Consider the following 16,679-nt stretch of genomic DNA (forward strand, 5'->3'; position numbering starts at 1 on the left):
CCGAACGCCTGCGCCGGGTCAGCGGCCGGTGCGGCTCGCCACGATGACCTGGACCGTGTGCTCCAAGGCGTAGGCCGGGTCGGCGCCGCCGCCCTTGACCTGCTCGTCGGCGTCGGCCACCGCCTGCATGGCCCGCGACAGCCCCTCCGGCCCCCACCCGTTCAGCTGGCGCTTGACCCGGTCGATCTTCCACGGCGGCATGCCCAGGTGGCTGGCCAGCTGCCCGCCGCGCAGGTTACGCGGTGCGCCGCCCACCTTGGCGATGGACCGCAGGCCACCGGCCAGCGCACTCACCAGCAGCACCGGCGCGACCCCCGTGCCGAGCGCCCAGCGCAACTGCTCCAGCGCCTCGGCCAGCCGGCCCTCGACGGCCGAATCGGCCACGTTGAAGCCCGTGACCTCGGCCCGGCCCTTGTGATAGCGGGCCACGGCGTTGAGGTTGATGGTCTTGTCCTGCGTGTCGAACGCCAGCTGGCTGCACGCCGCCGCGAGCTCCCGCAGGTCGTTGCCGACGGCGTCGAGCAGCGCCTGAGCGGCGTCGGCGGCGATGCCGCGGCCCGCCCGCTTCACCTCCTGCTTGATGAAGTCGAGCCGCTCCCCCGCCTTGGTCACCTTGTTGACCGTGACCACCGACGCCCCGGCCTTCTTCACCCCGTCGACGAGCGCCTTGCCCTTGACGCCGCCGGGATGCGACAGCACGAGCACGACCTCGTCCGACGGCTGCTTCGCATAGGCCACGACCTCGGCGATGACGTCCTTGACCAGGTCCTGCGCCGACCGGATCACCACCACGGTCCGGTCGCCGAACAGCGACGGCGACGTCAGGTGCCTCAGCTCACCGGCGGTCACCTTCGACCCCACCAGATCGTGCACCTCGGCCGCCTCCGCGGCGCGCGCCGCGGCCACCACGGCGCTGACGGCCCGTTCGGCCAGCAACTCCTCGTCGCCGACCACCAAGGTCACAGGTGCTGGATCGGTTCCCGCCATGTCGAGCAGCATGCCATGCCCCACCGACAACCCGAAACCGGATCCCCGCCGATCGCGCCGTCCACCGGCGCTGCCCTCACCTGCCCGCTTGGCGCGTTCGAGTGATCGCTGGTAGGCATGTCGTCGAAGCACGTCAGGCCAGCAGTCCGAACGCGACCGCCCCCGGCGGTGAAGGAGCGGCTCATGACCACCGACCCGACGATGACCGGGATCGGCCAGGCGGTGGAGCTCAATCACCAGGAGGGCCGTCGTGACGCCGCTCGTGACCTGTTCGCGCAGATCTGGGACGACATCGGCGGCGAACAGGGCGACCCGCTGCACGTCTGCGTCCTCGCCCACTCGATGGCCGACGTCCAGGACGACGTGGGCCAGGAGCTGATGTGGGACCTGCGGGCGCTCGCCGCCGCCGACCTCGTCACCGACGAGCGGGTGGCCGAGGCCGGCGTGCCGCTCTCGGTGGCCGGCCTGTATCCGTCGTTGCACCTCAACGTGAGCGAGTGTTACCGCAAGCTCGGCGACCTCGACCGCGCCCGTGACCACCTCCGGCGAGCACGGGCAGAGATCGGCGCGCTGGGCGACGACGACTACGGGCGGCTCATCAGGGGCGGCCTGGAGCGGCTGGCCGCCCAACTCGGCGAACCCGCCTGACCACACCGAGCCGCATCCTCCGCGGCGGCGTGGTTTCGGCGGGGTGCGGTCAGCGGCCACGAGCTACCACCGCCAGGGTGCCGTTGTGGGCGATGACTGCGAGGTCGCCGGATTTGTCCGTGCGGTAGATGCGGGCGCCGAGGTGGCGTAGGTGGGCGAGGGTCGGCGGGGCCGGATGCCCGTACGTGTTGTCCTCGCCGACGCTGACCAGGGCGGCGCGCGGGCGTACGGCGGCGAAGAACGCGGGGACCTGCCGGGGCGAGCCGTGGTGGGGAACCTTGAGGATGTCCGCCTGCGGGACGGCGGCGCGCAGCAGGCTCTCCTGGGCTTCGGACTCGATGTCGCCGCTGAGGAGTGCCGTGCCGGAGCGCCAGCGTACGTGGATCACGATGCTGGCGTTGTTGAGGACGCTGCCTTCGCCGGGGCCTTCCGCCGTGGCTTCGTCCGCGCTGGGTGCCAGGACGGTCAGGGAGGCCGGGCCCAGGTCCCAGCGGGTGCCTGGGGGCGGGGTCCATTCGGGTGTGCGGTGATGGGCGAGCTCCTCGGTGAGGCGGGCGGTCTGGGGCGTCGGGTGGCGATGCGGGGTGGTGACGACGGCGCCGACGCGACGGTTGCGGTAGACGCCGGGGAGGCCGTTCACGTGGTCGGCGTGCGGGTGGGTGAGGATCACGAGCGGGACGTCGCGGACGGACAGGCGGCGCAGGCACGCGTCCATCACGGAGGGGTCGGGGCCGGTGTCGACGACCACCGCACGGCCCGGACCGGCCGCCAGCACCAGACCGTCGCCCTGGCCCACGTCGCACATCACCATGAGCCAGCCCCTGGGCGGCCAGGGGGCGATGATGGGCCGTAGCGCGATCATCGTGAACAGGGTGCCCGCTACGACGGCCAGCGTGATCGTCCGCCAGGCGCGGCGTCTCAGCAGCAGCACCGCCACGGCTGCCACCAGGGCCAGCAGGGCCAGTCCTGCCGCGCCTCCCGGCCAGGAGATGTTGGCCATCGGGACGTTCACGGCCCATTGGGAGACCAGGATGATCCAGCCGACGGTGTAGCCCGCCGGGACCACGAGCCACTGCGCGGCCTCGGGCCACACCGGGGCGATCAGCGCGGCGGCGAACCCCAACAGGGTCGCGGGCGCGACAGCCGGACCGGCCAGCAGGTTGGCGGGGACCGCGATGAGGCTGATCTGGCCGGACATGAGCACCAGCACCGGGGTCACGGCAGCCTGAGCTGCGGCCGGCACGGCGATCGCCTCCGCCACCCACCGAGGCATCCGCCACCGCCGCCCCTTCGTCGCACCGGCTCCGGGGTGCTCGTCCGATCGGTACGGGGCGAGGGGTGATGCCGGTTCCCAGGTGGGAGGCAGGGGTGGCGGGTCCGAGGGCGTTGGGCACGGGAAGCTCGGACCCTGGGGGGTCGGACTCGGGTGCGGCGGGCGCGAGGGCGTTGGGTCCAGGAACGTCAGGCTCGTGGATGTCGGACCCTCGGGCGTCGAGCCTGGCGACGTTGGGCTCTGGGCTGTTGTGGGGGTGTTGGTGAGGTGGGCGCGCCAGCGGGGGGCCAGGAGCAGGATGCCGGCCGTTGCCGTTACCGACAGGGCGAAGCCGTAGGAGTGGGCCAGGTCGGGAGCGAAGAGGATCAACAGGAGGACCGTCACCGATAGCGCCGCCAGGCCGTCCTTGGCGCGGCCGGTGCCCAGGGCGAGGACTGCGACGAGGCCCATCAGGAGGGCCCTCAGGACGCTCGGGGACGGTCTGGCCACCACGGCGAAGGCGAGCATGGCCAGTGCGGCGAAGGCGGCTCTGGGGGCCAATGGGAGGCCGACGAGGCGGGAGAGGGCCAGTGCGGCGCCTGCGACTATGGCCAGGTTTGCTCCGCTGACAGCGTTGAGGTGGCTGAGGCCGGCTTCCTGGAGGTCGGAGTTGAGTTGGGGATCGATGCGGGAGACGTCGCCCACGACCAGGGCCGGGAGGAGGCCGCGCTGGTCCGGCGGGAGGACGTCGGCGGCATCGCGGAGGCCCTTGCGGAAGATTCCCGCTGCCGACTGGAGGTTGGACGGGGACGTGAGGATGCGGGGCGGGGTGCGGACCAGGAGAGTCGCGGCGGTCAGGGGCGCGGAGGTGGGCTTGACGAGGCGGCCGGTGACCTCGACGCGCTGGCTGGGGAGCAGGTGGCGCCATTGAGGGCCGTCGGCGAAGACCGTGATGGGGGTGTGGACGGTGAGGTGGTGGCGTGGGGTGCGGACGGAATCGAGGGTGGCTTCGGCTACCACGCTGTCGCGGCCGAAGTGGCCAGGCTTGGGGCGTCTGATCTTGGGGTCGTTCGTGAGGGTGATCTCGGCGGTCACCTTGGTGTCCTGGCCGGCAAGGGCTGCCACAGGGCCTGTGGTGACGGCGTGGAGGCGCAGGGCGATCGAGGCGGCGGTGGCGGCGACGCAGACGAGGATGGCGATCACCACGTTGCGGCGCGCGGAGGTGGGGATGAGGGCGCATGCCGCTAGGGCCGACGCCGTTGCGAGGGCGGCGGTGGCTGTGGCGGCGGGAGTCGAGGTGGTCAGGAGGGTCAGGGCGGTCGCCCAGGAGGCCAGAGCGGGGAGGAGGAGTGGCCAGGCGCGCTGGACGACGCCTTCGAAGTCGGGATCAGGCTGGGACGGGGACGGGGTCCCGGGTTGGGGCTGGCTTGGAGCGTGGGGGTGAGCCACGGGCTGGGGCTCGGGCTTGGGCTGAGGAGGGCGCTGCGGCTGGGGGTTGTGCCCAGGCTGGGGGCGGTCGGCGGGTTGGGGGCTGCGGTGGGGCATGTCAGACGCGGACCTTGGGCTTGATTTCCTCGAACGTTCGAGGGCCTATGCCGGTCACGTTGCGGAGTTGGTCGATGCTGGTGAAGCCGCCGTGGGCGGTGCGGTATTCGGCTATGCGGGCGGCGAGGACCTCGCCTACGCCTGGGAGTTGCTCCAGTTGGTCCTGGGTGGCGGAGTTGAGGTCCAGGACGGAGGCTTCAGGGGCGGGCGCAGCAGCGCTGGCTGCGGTGGGGGCGCCGACCATGATCTGTTCGCCGTCCAGGAGGCGTCTGGCGAGGTTGACCGGGCCCAGCGGGGCTCCACGGCGGACTCCCCCGGCGGCTGTGATGGCGTCGGTCACCCGGGCTCCGATGGGCAGGGTGTAGACGCCGGGGTCGCGAACCTTGCCGGCGACGTGGACAGTGACCTTGCCGGTGGTGGGGGTGGTGGTCGCCAGTGGGGAGGCGATCGGGGCGGGGGCGGGCAGGGGCTCCGGGGCGGGGCGGGAGCGCCAGAGGAAGAAGCCTGCGACCAGTACGGCCACGGCGGCCAGGGCGAGGAGGGCGCGTACTCCTGGGCGGCCCGGGTCCAGGGAGGGGCGGGGCATGCCGGAAGCGGTGGCCAGCTTGGACAGCAGGGACTCCCCGGAAGCGGCGGTCAGGCCGGACACGGGGGACGGGCCGGAGATGGGGGCCGCGCCAGACATGTAGGCCCCGCCAGCGACGGGGCCCACGTCAGACAGAGCGCAGGGGCCGGACAGAGGGGACGGGTCGGAATGTGTGGGCGGGGCTGGCGGGGTGTGGGGAGTAGGGGCGGTGCCGGGGCGGGTGGAGGCGCGGAAGGCTTGGAAGGAGGTGGGGATGCCGGTGAGCAGTGGGGCCCGGGCCGGGGTGGTGATGGACCGGAGCCGGGTCTCCGCGATGGCCCGCTCGGCGGCGAGGTCGTGGGTGCGCACGGCGAGAATGTACGGACGCGGTGGGTGGGGCGGTGGGGCCGAATGGAGTTCTGTGGATAACCCGGGGTTCAGTGGGCGGGGGTGATGGTGACGCCCAGCGTGCCTGGGCCCACATGGACGCCAATGACGGCACCCACTTCCACGACGCGGGGGCGCGGCAGCCCGGGGAGCCGTTTGGCGAGGCGGTCGGCCAGGGCCTCGGCGCGGTCAGGGGCCGCGAGGTGCTGGACGGCGATCTCGACCAGTTCACCCCCGGCCGCCGCCCCAAGCACTCCGGCACCCCCGGAGGTGCTGGAGGTGCTGGGGGTTCCGGGGATGGCGGAAGTGCCGGAGGTGCTGGGCCCCGAAGTCCCGTAGATGCCCGGAGTGCCGAAGGTGCCGCATGTGCGGGAGGGGTCGGGCCCCGAGGTGCCGGAGCTGGAGGTGCCGGGGGTGCCGGTGCCGGAAATGCTGCCCGTGCCGGGAGGGTCAAAGGCTCCGGGGGCGCCGGCGCTCTCGGCGGCTCCCATTGCCTGGGCCGCGTGGACGGCGATGTCTTCCAGGCGGCCCAGGGCGCGGGAAGGGGTGCGGACCTTCTCCAGGAGGGAGATGCGGCCGTCGACCAGGTGCAGCAGCGGTTTGATCAGGAGGGCCGAGCCCAGCAGGGACGCAGCGGCGCCGATGCGGCCGCCTCGGCGGATGTGGTCGAGGCTGTCGACGTAGAAGAACGTGCGGGTGCGCACGGCGCAGTCGCGGGCGGCCGTGGCGACCGCTTCCGCGTCGCCGCCCGCGGCGGCCGCTCGGGCCGCCGCCAGGACGGGGTAGCCGAGGCCCATGCCGATAGAGCGGCTGTCGACGACCTCGACCGGGACGGGGGCGTCGCGGGCCGCCGTGCGGGCGGACTCGGCCGTACCGGAGAGGGCCGCCGACAGGTGGATCGAGACGACGGCGGAGGCGCCGCCTGCGGCGAGCGCCTCGTAGCAGGCGGCGAAGCGGGACGGTGCAGGCCGCGAAGTGGTTGCTGTGGCGATATTTCCCGAAAAATCGCCCTCGTCGCAGGCCATCTCCCCCAAGACCACCTGTACGGGAACCACCGTGACGCCGGGCACCTCGGGCAGGTATGCGGTGGAATCGGTCACCACGGCGACTTCAGACGGCATAGCCCGAGAGTAACTACTGAACCGGCGTGCCACCCCGCCACACCCGGCGCGGCTTGAGCCCGAAGGACCAGGCGAAGGCGCCCTCATGGTCGGCGTCCCACTGGACGATGTCGGCCAGCCGCCCGGGCGCCAGCACGCCGCGGTCGGGCGCGCCGAGCACGGTGGCGCCGCCGAGCGTGGCGGCGCGCAGCGCGTCGTTGACGCTCATCCCGAACGCCGACACGGCCATCGCGATGACCAGCGACATCGAGGTGATGCCGCAGTGGCCGGGGTTGTGGTCGCTGCCGAGCGCGATCTGCACGCCGTGCTTGATCATCTGACGGACCGGCGGCAGGTTGCCGCGCTGGAGCGCGGTGGCCGGGCAGACGACGGCGGGCACGCCGTAGCGCGACATGATGGCGATGTCCTCGTCGGACATGTGGTGCAGGCCGTCGGCGGAGGCGCAGCCGAGCTCGGCGGCGAGCTGGACGGCGCCGCGGCGGCTGAACAGCCCGGCGTGGATGCGCGGCAGCAGGCCGACGTTGCGCCCCGAGGCGAGCACCCAGCGGGACTCCTCGGTGGTGAAGTGGCCCTCGTCGCAGTAGACGTCGACGCTGTCGGCTCCGGCCGCCGCCGCGTCGGCGCACCAGGCGCCCACGGCCTCGACGTATTCGCGCTGGCGGCCGAAGTATTCGGGGGGCACGACGTGGGCCGCGAGGAAGGTGACGTGCACCCGCGGCATCATCGGCTCCTTCTCCAGCTCGCGCAGGAGCCGCACGTCGGCGAGCTCGCCGTCGCGGGTGAGATGGTAGCCGGTCTTGGCCTCGACGGTCGTGGTGCCGTTGAGGAGCCAGCCGCGCAGCCGCTCGCGGACGCCGTTGCACAGGGTCCACGGGTCGGTGCCGCGGGTCACGGTGACCGTGGAGCCGACGCCGCCGCCCGCCGCGGTGATGGAGGCCGCGCTGGAGCCGCCGGTGCGGATGGCCAGCTCGGCGTAGCGGTTGCCGGCGTAGACGGGGTGCGTGTGGGCGTCGATGAGGCCGGGCGTGACGAGGGCGCCGCCCAGGTTCTCGACGTGGTCGACGTCGACGATGTCGTCGACGACTCCGGGCACGCTCTGCGGCAGGTCGGGCGCCCGCCCGACCCACGCGATGCGGTCGTTGTGCACGAGGATGGCCGCGTTGCTGAGGACCTCGTTGCCGGTCCAGAGGCGGCCGATGTTGGTCAGAAGGCGAACGGTCACCGCATCACCGCCCCGTGCATGAGCAGCACGCAGCGCACGGCCTGTGTCGCGCCCACTGAGTCCGCTCCGGGTCCGGACGACATGGGGGGTCTCCTGCTCTCATCCGCAAATGCTGTGCGGTGACCGTATCGCCGGACGCATGATCCGGCGATTTCAGTTCAGTTACGTTATTTCACAGGTGGGCTCGCTGTACAGGGTTATTCGGAAGAAAGCCCACTCATCCCAGCCGCCACTCAGCCCCGATCTCACACACAGGCCCCCGCGCGTGTCCAGAACCACAGCAGCCATCGTCGAAACCCGTGCTCTGTCTCAATTTCGTAAGGCTTGGCTCATCGTAGCAACACCAGCCGCCCGGGACCACTGCCGCTTTTGGGCAGCTCTGCGCCTTTTAAAGCGAGAGCTGCCCTGCCGTGCCTTTATGCGACACGTTCGACCGGCTTGCCGACCCGCTCCAGCTCCTGGAAGAGGCTGGGCAGCACGCGGGCGTGCAGGATCGAGCCGTCCTCGACGTGGTCGAGCGACAGCACCTCGCCCTCCTTGTGGACGCGCGAGATCAGGTCGCCGCGCTCGTACGGGATCAGCAGCGTGACCTCGTGGTCCAGGTGCGGCAGCCGGCGCTCGATGAGGCTCATCAGCTCCGGGATGCCGGCGCCCGTGCGGGCGGAGACCACGATGCTGTCGCGTTCGCGCCTGCTGATGCGGTCGAGCACCTCCTGGTCGGCGGCGTCGGCCTTGTTGATCACCACGATCTCGGGCACGTCGCTCGCGCCCTCGATGGTGGCGAAGACCTCGCGCACGGCGGCGAGCTGGCCCTCGGGGTCGGGGTGCGAACCGTCGACCACGTGCAGGATCAGGTCGGCGTCGGCGACCTCCTCCAGCGTGGACCGGAACGCCTCGACGAGCTGCGTCGGCAGGTGGCGCACGAACCCGACGGTGTCGGCGATCGTGAACACCCGGCCCTCGGGCGTGCGCGAGCGGCGCACGGTCGGGTCGAGGGTGGCGAACAGCGCGTCCTCCACCAGCACGCCCGCCCCGGTGACCCGGTTGAGCAGCGAGGACTTGCCCGCGTTGGTGTAGCCGGCGATGGCCACGGCGGGCACCTCGCGGCTCTGGCGGTGCTGGCGCATGGTGTCGCGGGCGGTCGACATGCCCTTGATCTGCCGGCGCAGCTTGGCCATCCGCTCGCGGATGCGGCGGCGGTCCAGCTCGATCTTCGTCTCACCGGGGCCGCGGCCGCCGATGCCGACGCCGCCCGCGGCACGGCCGCCGACCTGCCGGGACAGGTTGCCGCCCCAGCCGCGCAGGCGCGGCAGCAAGTACTGCAACTGGGCAAGCTCGACCTGAGCCTTGCCCTCACGGCTGCTGGCGTGCTGGGCGAAGATGTCGAGGATCAGCGCGGTGCGGTCGATGACCTTCACCTTGACCGTCTCCTCGAGCTGGCGGAGCTGGCCGGGGCTCAGCTCGCCGTCGCAGATCACGGTGTCGGCGCCGGTCGACTCGACCACGTCGCGCAGCTCCAGCGCCTTGCCGGAGCCGATGTAGGTCGCGGGGTCGGGGAACTTGCGCCGCTGGATGAGGCCTTCGAGGACCTGGGAACCGGCGGTCTCGGCCAGGAGCTTGAGCTCCTGGAGTGAGTTCTCGGCGTCGGCGGCGGTGCCGGAGGTCCAGACGCCGACGAGGACGACCCGCTCGAGCCGCAGCTGGCGGTATTCGACTTCGGAGACGTCCTGGAGCTCGGTGGAGAGGCCCGCCACGCGGCGCAGGGCCTGCCGCTCCTCGAGGTCCATGTCGCCGGTCGCGAAGTCGTCGAGCTCGGAGTAATCGTGCATTCGTGTCATCTCTATTAGGGAACGTCTGGGCACCTCGGTGTCTTCCCCGATGGTGACACGACCTCACTCAAGTCATCACCTGGTTATCCCGGCAGCACGCTCACGTCGCCGGACCCGGAGGTGAGGTTGAGCTTGCGGGGGGAGGCGTCGTCGTCGTCGACGGAGACGGTGGCCTCGCCGGAGCCCACGTCGGCGGTCACGTCGTAGGCGCCGGCGGGCACCCGCAGGGTCACGTTGCCGGAGCCGGACTCCAGGTCGGCGCTGTCGGGGGCGCTGGCGTACTTGAGCTCGATCGCGCCCGAGCCGGCCTCGCCGGTGACGGTCTTGCCGGTCAGGCCGGAGGCGTCGATGTCGCCGGAGCCGGCGGTAAGGACGAGCGGGCCGCTCAGCGAGCGCAGCGTGATGTCGCCCGAGCCCGACTCCGCCTCGACCTTGAGCCCCTTGGGGACCTCGATGCGGTAGTCGACGCCGCAGCTCCCCCAGCTCGGCTTGCAGTCGAAGCTCACGCGCAAAGTGTCGCCCTCGACGGCGTGCTCGGCCTGCGGCTTGTTGTCGCGCCAGCGCAGCGTCTCGACGACCCGGATGGCGCTGCCCCCGGTCTCGGTGATGACCGTGTCGCCGGACTCGCTCTTGACGTACAGCTTGGCCACCTTGTCGGTCACCTCGTAGGACACGGTGTCCTGGTGGGTGGGGCCGCCGAGCCCGCCGAGGCCGCATCCCGTCAACAGCAGCGCGGAGGCCAGCACGCCGCCCGCGATCGCGATCGTCTTCATGCCTCCGATCATGTCGCGGACGGGCGGCGCGGGCATCGGGGTTCCCCCCGGGACGACCCCTGCCTTTGACCTGCCGAACCCTCATGCTCTAGCGTCACTTTCATCATCCAGAACTTGGTTTCCATCATACGGAAAAGAGGAGCCATGGAGATCACCGGCCCGATGCACGACCGGTTCGACCAGATCCTCACGCCGGAGGCGCTCGGCTTCGTGACGGCGCTCCAGCGGGAGTTCGGCCCCCGGCGCCTGGAGCTGCTCGCGGCGCGCCAGGCCAGGCAGGAGGAGCTGTCGGCGGGCGGCACCCTCGACTTCCTCCCGGAGACCAAGGAGGTCAGGGAGTCGGAGTGGCGGGTCGCGCCGCCGGCGCCCGGCCTGGAGGACCGGCGGGTCGAGATCACCGGGCCGGTCGACCGCAAGATGACCATCAACGCGCTCAACTCCGGCGCCAAGGTGTGGCTGGCCGACTTCGAGGACGCCAACTCCCCCCTGTGGGACAACTGCGTCAGCGGCCACCTCAACCTGCGCGACGCGCTCGACCGCACGATCGACTTCGAGACCGGCGGCAAGACGTACGCGCTCAGACCCGACGAGGAGCTGGCCACCGTCGTGGTGCGGCCGCGCGGCTGGCACCTGGACGAGAAGCACGCGCTGGTCGACGGGCGGCCGGTGGCGGCCTCGCTGTTCGACTTCGGCCTCTACTTCTTCCACTGCGCCCAGCGGCAGCTCGACAAGGGCCGCGGCCCGTACTTCTACCTGGCCAAGCTGGAGTCGCACCTGGAGGCGCGGCTGTGGAACGAGGTGTTCGTCCGCGCCCAGGAGCTGCTCGGCATCCCGCAGGGCACGATCCGGGCCACGGTGCTCATCGAGACGTACCCCGCCGCGTTCGAGATGGAGGAGATCCTGTACGAGCTCCGCGACCACTCGGCCGGGCTCAACGCGGGACGCTGGGACTACCTGTTCAGCGTGATCAAGAAGTTCCGCACCCGGGGCCGGGAGTTCCTGCTGCCCGAGCGCAACGCGGTGACGATGACGGCGCCGTTCATGCGCGCCTACACCGAGCTGCTGGTGCGCACCTGCCACAAGCGCGGCGCGCACGCGATCGGGGGGATGGCGGCGTTCATCCCGTCGCGGCGTGACCCGGAGGTCAACGCGACGGCGCTGGAGAAGGTGCGCGCGGACAAGACGCGGGAGTCGGGCGACGGGTTCGACGGCTCGTGGGTGGCCCACCCGGACCTGGTGCCGATCTGCCGTGAGGTGTTCGACGGCGTGCTGGGCTCGCGGCCCAACCAGATCGACCGGGTGCGCGAGGACGTGTCGGTGTCGGCGGCCGACCTGCTGGCGGTCTCCGAGACGCCGGGCGACATCACCGAGGCGGGGCTGCGCAACAACGTGGACGTGGCGCTGCGCTACCTGGCCGCGTGGATGGGCGGGCTGGGCGCGGTGGCGATCCACAACCTGATGGAGGACGCGGCCACGGCGGAGATCTCCCGTTCGCAGATCTGGCAGTGGATCCACAACGGCATCACGCTGGCCGACACGGGCGAGACCGTGACGAAGGAGCTGGTGGAGCGCATCATCGGCGAGGAGCTGGCGAAGGCCGCCGCCGAGCCCGGTTACGACGAGGAGCTGTTCGGCCAGGCGACGGCGTTGTTCAAGGAGGTGGCGCTGGACGACGACTTCGCCGAGTTCCTGACGCTTCCGGCATACGCCCGCATGCCGTAAATATCCTGATATAGAGAGCAGGTGAGGCCATGCTGGATGAGCTGACGGCGGCGCTGGCCGGCATATTGCCCGCCGATTCGGTGATAACCGACCCGGTCCGGCTGCGTACCTACGAATGTGACGGCCTCACCCACCATCGTGCGACCCCCGGCGTGGTCGTGCTGCCCGAGACCGCCGAGCAGGTGGCGGCGGTGGTCAGGCTGTGCCGGGAGGCCGGCGTGCCGTTCGTGGCGCGCGGCTCCGGCACCGGCCTGTCCGGCGGCGCGCTGCCCCGCGAGGACGGGGTGCTCATCGTGACCTCGAAGATGCGGCGCATCCTGGAGATCGACCTGCCCGACCGCCGGGCCGTGGTCGAGCCGGGGGTGACCAACCTGGCGATCACCGAGGCGGTGCGCGACCAGGGCTACTACTACGCGCCCGACCCGTCCAGCCAGCAGATCTGCTCGATCGGCGGCAACGTGGCGGAGAACTCGGGCGGCGCCCACTGCCTGAAGTACGGCTTCACCGTCAACCACGTGGAGGCGTGCGAGATCGTCACCCCGGACGGCGACCTGGTGACGCTGGACCGGATGGACCCGGGCTATGACCTGCTGGGCGCGTTCGTCGGATCGGAGGGCACGCTCGGCATCGCCACCAAGATCACGGTACGGCTGAGCCGCGCCCCCGAGGCGGTCACCACGGTGCTGGCGGCGTTCGAGAGCATCGAGCGGGGCGGCGAGGCCGTGTCGGCCATCATCGGCGCCGGGATCGTGCCCGCGGCGATCGAGATGATGGACGCGCTGGCCATCGAGGCGGCCGAGGCGGCGGTGGCCTGCGACTACCCGCGCGGCGCCGGCGCGGTGCTGATCGTGGAGCTGGACGGGCCCGCGCAGGAGGTCGAGCGGCAGTTCGCGCAGCTCCGGGAGATCTGCTCGGGCGCGTTCGAGCTGCGGGTGGCGGCCGGGGCAGAGGAGCGGGCGGCGATCTGGAAGGGCCGCAAGTCGGCGTTCGCGGCCGTCGGCCGGATCAGCCCCGCCTACATCGTGCAGGACGGCGTGGTGCCGCGCACCGCGCTCCCCCGGGTGCTGGCGGAGATCGACAGGCTGTCGGCCGAGCACGGGATCAGGGTGGCCAACGTCTTCCACGCGGGCGACGGCAACCTGCACCCGCTGGTGCTGTTCGACGACGCCGAGCCGGGGGCGGGCGAGCGGGCCGAGACGGTGTCGGGCGCGATCCTCGACCTGTGCATCGCGCACGGCGGCTCGATCACCGGCGAGCACGGCGTGGGCGTCGACAAGGCCAAGCACATGCCGCGGATGTTCTCGCCCGACGACCTCGACACGATGCAGCTCGTCCGCTGCGCGTTCGACCCGGCCGGGCTGTCCAACCCGGGCAAGGTGTTCCCCACGCCGCGGCTCTGCGGCGAGGTGCCCGGCGTGCGCAAGGGCGCGCATCCGCTGGTGGAGTCCGGGAAGGCGGAGCAGTTCTGATGCTGGAGACGGGCGTGACGGTCAGGGACCCCGGGCCGGACGACGCGGTCCTGGGGATGCTGCCGCGCCGCGTGGCGCTGCCGGAGAGCGTCGAGGAGGTGGCGGAGGTGCTGCGCGCGTGCGCCCGCGACGACCTGGCGGTGGTGCCCGTGGGCGGCGGCACCAAGCTGCACTGGGGCCCGCCGCCTGAGCGCTTCGACGTGCTGCTCGACCTGTGCTGCCTGAACCGGGTGGTCGAGCACGCGGCCGGCGACCTGGTGGTGCGCGCCCAGGCCGGGGTGACGATGGGGGCGCTGGCCGGGGCGCTCGCCGCCGAGGGGCAGGAGCTGGCCCTGGACGCGCCGTTCCCCGACGCCACCGTGGGCGGCACGCTGGCCACGGCCGTGGCCGGGCCGCGCGCGTTCCGCTACGGCACGGCCCGCGACCTGCTCATCGGCGTCACGGTCGTGCTGGCCGACGGCACGGTGGCGAGGTCCGGCGGCAAGGTCGTCAAGAACGTCGCCGGCTACGACCTGGGCAAGCTGTTCACCGGCTCGCACGGCACGCTCGGCGTGATCGCGGAGGCGGCGTTCCGGCTGCATCCGCTGCCCGCCGACCGGCGCTGGATCGTGGCCGTCGCCGACCCGCCCGGCATGGCCGAGCGCGGGCCGTGCCGGGTCCGGGAGCTGGCCGCGACGCTGGCGGCCTCGCAGGCCGAGCCGAGCGCGGTCGAGCTCGACTGGCCGCACGGGCAGGGGCCGATCTGGATGAGCGTGCTGGTCGAGGGGGCCGCCGCGGCACAGCGGGCCGAGGCGCTGGCCGCGCTCATGGGCGACGCGCTGCGCTCGGTGCGCGCGGAGCCGCCGCCGCAGTGGGGCGCGATCGTGCGTGACGAGGTGCTGGCCGAGGTGCGTTTCCGGCCGTCCAGGCTGACCGGCGTGCTGGACGCGGTGCACTACAGCGGGTTCTCGCTGCGCGGGTCGGCGGTGTCGGGCCGGATGTGGCTGGAGCTGTGGGACGACCCCGGCGAGGACAAGACGGTCACCGCGCTGCGCGGGCTGCGCGAGCGGCTGACGGCGCTGGGCGCGCGGATGACCGTGCTGGCGACGCCGTACGAGGGCGTGGACCGGTGGGGCGAGGTGAGCTCGCTGCCGCTGATGCGGCGGGTGAAGGAACGGTTCGACCCGGGGCGCAGGATGTCTCCCGGGCGGTTCGCAGGAGGGCTCTGACGTGGACCCGAAGCTGATCAACGACTGTGTGCACTGCGGGTTCTGCCTGCCGACCTGCCCGACGTACGTGCTGTGGGGCGAGGAGATGGACTCGCCGCGCGGCCGCATCCACCTGATGAAGCAGCACGTCGAGGGGACTCCGGTCACGCCGGAGATGGCCGGGCACTTCGACGCCTGCCTGGGCTGCATGGCGTGCGTGACCGCGTGCCCGTCGGGGGTGCGCTACGACCGGCTGATCGAGCAGACCAGGGCCGAGGTGGAGCGCACGCACGTGCGCGACCCGCGCGACCGGGCGGTGCGCGGGCTGGTGTTCGGGCTGTTCCCCTACCCGCGCAGGCTGCGGCTGCTGCGCCCGGGGCTGGGGATCGCGCGGCGGCTGGCACCGTTCCTGGCGCGGGCGCACCCGGGCCTGGGGGCGATGGCCGGGCTCGCGCCCGAGGTGGCGCGGCGGCAGCGGCTGCCCCGGCTGGTGCGCGCCCGGGGTCCGCGCCGGGCGGTGGTCGGCATGCTCACCGGGTGCGTGCAGGGCGAGTTCTTCCCGCAGGTGAACGCCGCCACGGCGCGGGTGCTGGCGCTGGAGGGCTGCGACGTGATCGTCCCGGCCGGGCAGGGCTGCTGCGGGGCGCTCAGCGTGCACTCCGGGCGGCGCGACCAGGCCAGGCGGCTGGCCCGCCGGACCGTCCGCGCGTTCCGTAAGGCGGGGGTCGAGACGGTCGTGGTCAACGCCGCCGGGTGCGGGTCGACGATGAAGGAGTACGGCGACCTGCTCGGCGAGGAGCCGGGCTTCCGGGTCGTGGACCTGTCGGAGTGGCTGGCCGAACTGGGGCCTGCGGCCGAGCGCCATCCGCTGCCGGTCACCGTGGCCTACCACGACGCCTGCCATCTGGCCCACGCCCAGGGCGTGCGGGCGCAGCCGCGCGAGCTGCTGCGCGGCATCCCGGGGCTGGAACTGCGCGAGGTGCCCGACTCGGCCGTCTGCTGCGGGTCGGCGGGCACGTACAACATCTTCGAGCCGGAGGCGGCGCGCGACCTCGGCGACCGCAAGGCCAAGGCGGTCGGGTCGACGGGCGCGGAGCTGCTGGTGTCGGCGAACCCGGGGTGCACGATGCAGATCGCGGCGGCGATGCGGCGCGAAGGCGCCGCGATCAGGGTGGCGCACACCGCCGAGGTGCTCGACGCGTCGCTGCGCGGGGTGGGCCTGTGAGCGTGCAGTCGGTCGAGCGGGCGCTCGACGTGCTGGAGGCGCTGGCCGAGCACGGCGGCGAGGCCGGGCTGTCGGAGATCGCGGCCAGGACCGGGCTGCCCTACGGAACGATCCACCGGCTGCTGCAGACGCTGCTGGCGCGCGGCTACGTGCGTCAGGAGTCCGACCGGCGCTACGCGCTCGGCGGGGGGCTGGTGCGGCTCGGCGGCGTGGCCGAGAGCATGGTGGCGGTGTGGGCGCAGCCCTACCTGGCGCGGCTGGTCGAGCTGTCGGGCGAGACGGCGAACCTGGCGGTGCTGGAGGGCGACTTCATCGTCTACGTGGCGCAGGTGCCCTCGCCGCGCAGGCTGCGGATGTTCGCCGAGGTCGGCAGGCGGGTGCTGCCGCACAGCACGGCCGTGGGCAAGGTGCTGCTGGCCTGGCGGCCCGGCGGCGACGCGGTGACCGTGTTCGAGCGGACCGGCATGCCCAGGCGCACCCCCAACACGATCACCGACATCCAGTCGATGCTGGCCGAGCTGGGCCAGGTCAGGTCCCGGGGCTACGCGATGGACCTGGGCGAGGAGGAGCTGGGCGTGCACTGCCTGGCCGTGCCGGTGCTCGACGGGGACCGGGTGGTGGCCGCGATGTCGGTGTCGGGCCCGGCCGAGCGGATCGGCGCGCTGGACCGGGGCGAGCTGGCCGAGGGCATGCGCGGCATCGCCCGTGACTTCGCGGCGGAGCTGAGCCCGGCCGCCCGGTAGCCGG

At 72.5% G+C, this 16,679-nt stretch carries 13 protein-coding genes; 6 read left to right on the plus strand and 7 right to left on the minus strand.

Features of this window, described 5'->3' with window-relative positions:
* Positions 1–18 precede the first annotated feature (18 nt).
* On the minus strand, positions 19–999 hold the full coding sequence (gene holA / locus AB0G11_RS10285; protein WP_246647146.1) for a DNA polymerase III subunit delta: 981 nt from the start codon (positions 997–999) through the stop codon (positions 19–21).
* A gap of 171 nt (positions 1,000–1,170) precedes the next feature.
* Here holA and AB0G11_RS10290 point away from each other — a divergent pair, with 171 nt between their 5' ends.
* Positions 1,171–1,635 carry a hypothetical protein gene (locus AB0G11_RS10290; protein WP_357585167.1) on the plus strand — a complete coding sequence of 155 codons (465 nt, stop codon included), beginning with the start codon at positions 1,171–1,173 and terminating at the stop codon, positions 1,633–1,635.
* A 49-nt stretch (positions 1,636–1,684) separates the two neighbouring features.
* Here AB0G11_RS10290 and AB0G11_RS10295 read toward each other — a convergent pair whose 3' ends face one another.
* The 6 genes from AB0G11_RS10295 to AB0G11_RS10320 all read right to left on the minus strand — a co-directional run bounded on the left by AB0G11_RS10295 (position 1,685) and on the right by AB0G11_RS10320 (position 10,329).
* Positions 1,685–4,093 (minus strand): ComEC/Rec2 family competence protein, encoded by a 2,409-nt coding sequence (locus tag AB0G11_RS10295; RefSeq protein ID WP_357585169.1) that lies wholly within the window; start codon positions 4,091–4,093, stop codon positions 1,685–1,687.
* Between the two features lie 340 nt (positions 4,094–4,433).
* A complete protein-coding gene (locus AB0G11_RS10300; RefSeq protein ID WP_357585171.1) occupies positions 4,434–5,366 on the minus strand; it encodes a ComEA family DNA-binding protein in 933 nt (310 codons plus the stop codon).
* A gap of 68 nt (positions 5,367–5,434) precedes the next feature.
* Positions 5,435–6,505: a DegV family protein gene (locus AB0G11_RS10305; RefSeq protein ID WP_357585173.1), complete on the minus strand. Its 1,071-nt coding sequence runs from the start codon at positions 6,503–6,505 to the stop codon at positions 5,435–5,437.
* A 13-nt stretch (positions 6,506–6,518) separates the two neighbouring features.
* Positions 6,519–7,727, minus strand: coding sequence for an imidazolonepropionase (hutI, locus tag AB0G11_RS10310; protein ID WP_219517764.1), 1,209 nt, complete (start codon positions 7,725–7,727; stop codon positions 6,519–6,521).
* Positions 7,728–8,143: 416 nt separating this feature from the next.
* Positions 8,144–9,556, minus strand: coding sequence for a GTPase HflX (gene hflX / locus AB0G11_RS10315; RefSeq protein ID WP_219517763.1), 1,413 nt, complete (start codon positions 9,554–9,556; stop codon positions 8,144–8,146).
* Positions 9,557–9,639: 83 nt separating this feature from the next.
* Positions 9,640–10,329, minus strand: a complete 690-nt coding sequence (locus AB0G11_RS10320) for a DUF4097 family beta strand repeat-containing protein (RefSeq protein ID WP_357585175.1) — start codon at positions 10,327–10,329, stop codon at positions 9,640–9,642.
* Between the two features lie 144 nt (positions 10,330–10,473).
* Between AB0G11_RS10320 and aceB the strand changes: the two genes are divergently transcribed.
* The 5 genes from aceB to AB0G11_RS10345 are packed head-to-tail and all read left to right on the plus strand — an operon-like array spanning position 10,474 to position 16,675.
* The gene (gene aceB / locus AB0G11_RS10325; RefSeq protein ID WP_219517759.1) at positions 10,474–12,051 is read left to right on the plus strand and encodes a malate synthase A; all 1,578 of its coding nucleotides are present in this window, start codon (positions 10,474–10,476) and stop codon (positions 12,049–12,051) included.
* Positions 12,052–12,080: 29 nt separating this feature from the next.
* Entirely contained in the window at positions 12,081–13,520 is a 1,440-nt protein-coding gene (locus tag AB0G11_RS10330) for an FAD-linked oxidase C-terminal domain-containing protein (protein ID WP_357585177.1), read from the plus strand.
* A complete protein-coding gene (locus AB0G11_RS10335) occupies positions 13,520–14,728 on the plus strand; it encodes an FAD-binding oxidoreductase (protein ID WP_357585179.1) in 1,209 nt (402 codons plus the stop codon). The genes AB0G11_RS10330 and AB0G11_RS10335 overlap by 1 nt, the downstream gene beginning before the upstream one ends.
* A gap of 1 nt (position 14,729) precedes the next feature.
* A complete protein-coding gene (locus AB0G11_RS10340) occupies positions 14,730–15,932 on the plus strand; it encodes a heterodisulfide reductase-related iron-sulfur binding cluster (RefSeq protein ID WP_219517755.1) in 1,203 nt (400 codons plus the stop codon).
* On the plus strand, positions 15,929–16,675 hold the full coding sequence (locus AB0G11_RS10345) for an IclR family transcriptional regulator (RefSeq protein ID WP_357585181.1): 747 nt from the start codon (positions 15,929–15,931) through the stop codon (positions 16,673–16,675). Before AB0G11_RS10340 ends, AB0G11_RS10345 begins: the two co-directional genes overlap by 4 nt.
* The last annotated feature ends 4 nt before the right edge of the window (positions 16,676–16,679 follow it).

The sequence above is a fragment of the Nonomuraea sp. NPDC023979 genome (assembly GCF_040639085.1).
GTDB classification, from domain to species: Bacteria; Actinomycetota; Actinomycetes; order Streptosporangiales; family Streptosporangiaceae; genus Nonomuraea; species Nonomuraea ceibae.